Here is a 2,432-nt window from a genome sequence, read left to right on the forward strand (position 1 = left end):
GAGGCGTACACGGTGACGCCCTCGAAGCTCTCGAAGCGCACGTCCCACAGCCAGGACAGGTCCACGCCGTCGGCGACCTGCCCGTTGACCGCGATCACCAGCCCGTCGGCGGAGGAGTCGATCATCCCGAGCGCCTCCTGCCAGCCGGCCGGGTTCTTGGCCAGCAGCAGGTGGGCGGACCGGCCGTCGACGTCGACGGTGGAGTAGCGGCCGGCCACGTCGTCGACCGTCTCCACCGCCCTCACCGCCGCAGCCGGGTCGGCGCCCATCGCCACGGCTGCGGCGACGGCCTGGGCGGCGTTGCCCCGGTTGGCCCGCCCCGGGATCGCCAGGTGCAGGGGCGCGGAGAACCCGTCGGGGCCGTGGATCGCCTCGTCGCTGACCCACCAGTCCGGCGCGGGCCGGGCGAACTCGCGGCCGTCCGGCAGCGTGCCCTGCGCCCGCCAGTGCACGGCCCCGGTCTCGTCCACCGTCCGGGTGATCGGCTCACCGGTGCGCGGGCAGCTCACCGAGTCGCCCGCCCACGCGCTGCCGGCCGCCACCCACACCACCGAGGGATTGTCGTAGGCGACGGAGGTGATCATCACGTCGTCGCAGTTGGCGACCACCGTGGCCTGCGGCTGCGCGGCCACCCCGGCCCGCAGGCGCCGCTCGATGGCGTTGATCTCACCCACCCGGTCCAGCTGGTCGCGGCTGAGGTTGAGCAGGACGATCGCCTCCGGTGCGGTGTTCTCCGCGACGGCCGGGGTGTGCAGCTCGTCCACCTCGATCGCCGCGAGCGGGGCCGTCCGGTCGGCGCCCAGCGCGGACACGATCCCGGCGTCCATGTTGTCGCCATTGGCGTTCGAGGCCACCGGGGCCACGGTGGACAGGGCGGCGGCGAGCATCCTCGTCGTCGTCGACTTCCCGTTGGTCCCCGTCACCAGGACCGTCCGCCGGCCCGCCGCGAGTTGGCGCATCAGCCCCGGATCCAGCTTGAGCGCGACCAGCCCGCCGATCATCCCGCCCGATCCGCGACCCGATACCCGGGAGGCCCAGGTGGCCAGACGGGACACGGCCACGGCCGCGCGGCCGCGGGGGGTGAGGGCAGTGGGGCCGGGGGTCGCGCGGGAACTCATGCGACGAGTCTAGGCAGCCGGTGCGCCCTAGAACGGCACCGCACCGCCGAGGGCCCGGGCCACGTCCCTGCCCATCCCCGCGATCACCTGGTCCGGGGTGTCGTAGGGCCCGGCCGCGGTGGCGACCACGGCGACCGCGTACCGGCCGGTGGTGGTGTTGATCACGGCGACGTCGTGGGATTCGGTGTCGGTCTCGCCGGTCTTGTTGGCGGTGGAGCCCGCGGGGAGCAGCGCCGGCAGCTTCCACGTGCGGTCCTGATCGGCCATCGCGCCCAGCACGATCCGGGCGACCGCGGGTGAGGTCAGCGCCCGGCCCCGGGGCGCGCGGCCGTCGGCGGCGCGGACCAGTTCGGCGAGGTAGCCCACGCTGCCGCGCGCGGTCACCGTGCTCATGTCGCCGGTCCACTCCCAGCGGAACGCGCCGCCGGTGTGGAACTCCTCCGCGAGCCCCACCCGGTCGGTGACGGCGTTGACGGCCTCGAGCGGGTCGTCGGTGTCGGGCGCCCCGGGACCCTCGACGGCGAGGTCGTAGAGCAGGTTGGCGGCCTCGTTGTCCGAGAGCGAGAGGGCCCGGGTCACGAGCTCGCCGAGGGGGCCGTAGGGGGTGTCGGCGTCGGGGTCGGCGCCCCACGACTCGAGCGCGGCCACGGCCAGGGTCAGTTTGATCACGGAGGCGGCGTAGAGGGGTTCGTCGCCGCCGGCGCACACGGCCCGCTCGTCGGGGGCGTCGATCGCCAGGACGCACGCCGAGAGTTCGTGGCCGGACCGGCGGGCGTCGTCCACGGCGGCGTCCAGCACCGGGCGGAGCTGGGCCCACCCCGGCGGCACCGGGCTGACGCGGCGGGCGGTGTCCTCGACCCGGCCGTCGGGCGTGCCGGAGGTGGCGCCGGCCCGGGCCGCGTGGGCGCCGGGGCCGGCGAGAGCAGAGCCCGGGCGGGCGAGTTGCGCCCCGGGGGCGGTTACGGCCAGCCCCAGCACGGCGGCCACGCACACCGCGAGATAGCCGCCGGCCGCCAGCCGGAGGGTCCTCCGGGTGCGGCGGCGGGCCCGGGCCGGGGCGTCTCGCAGCCGCGCGGCGGGGGTGTCCGACCGATACCGCGGCACGACGCCCCCCAGGTTGTGGCCGGCGCCGGGGCGACCGGGGTGATGAGCTGACGCCGTCGAGGGTAGCCCGCCGGCGGCAGAGTGGCAGCGCAGCCCCGACGGATGCGCTGCGCCTCCGGCCTGCGCTGGGCGTGTGCCGCGAAAAGCCCCCTTGCGCTGGCGGTAAGGGCCTTTCCGCCAGCGTAAGCCGGAGTGGCAGCGCATCCGGGC

General features: G+C 76.0%; 2 protein-coding genes. Both read right to left on the reverse strand.

The features are described 5' to 3' along the window. Nucleotides 1–1,118, reverse strand: a 1,118-nt coding sequence (locus B4M60_RS04810; protein WP_291080798.1) for a MurT ligase domain-containing protein, incomplete at its 3' end; no start/stop codon positions are given. A 27-nt stretch (nucleotides 1,119–1,145) separates the two neighbouring features. Continuing rightward, nucleotides 1,146–2,222 (reverse strand): serine hydrolase, encoded by a 1,077-nt coding sequence (locus B4M60_RS04815; protein WP_291080800.1) that lies wholly within the window; start codon nucleotides 2,220–2,222, stop codon nucleotides 1,146–1,148. Between the last annotated feature and the right edge of the window lie 210 nt (nucleotides 2,223–2,432).

The sequence above is a fragment of the Dietzia sp. UBA5065 genome (assembly GCA_002415925.1).
In the GTDB taxonomy this organism is placed as follows: domain Bacteria; phylum Actinomycetota; class Actinomycetes; order Mycobacteriales; family Mycobacteriaceae; genus Dietzia.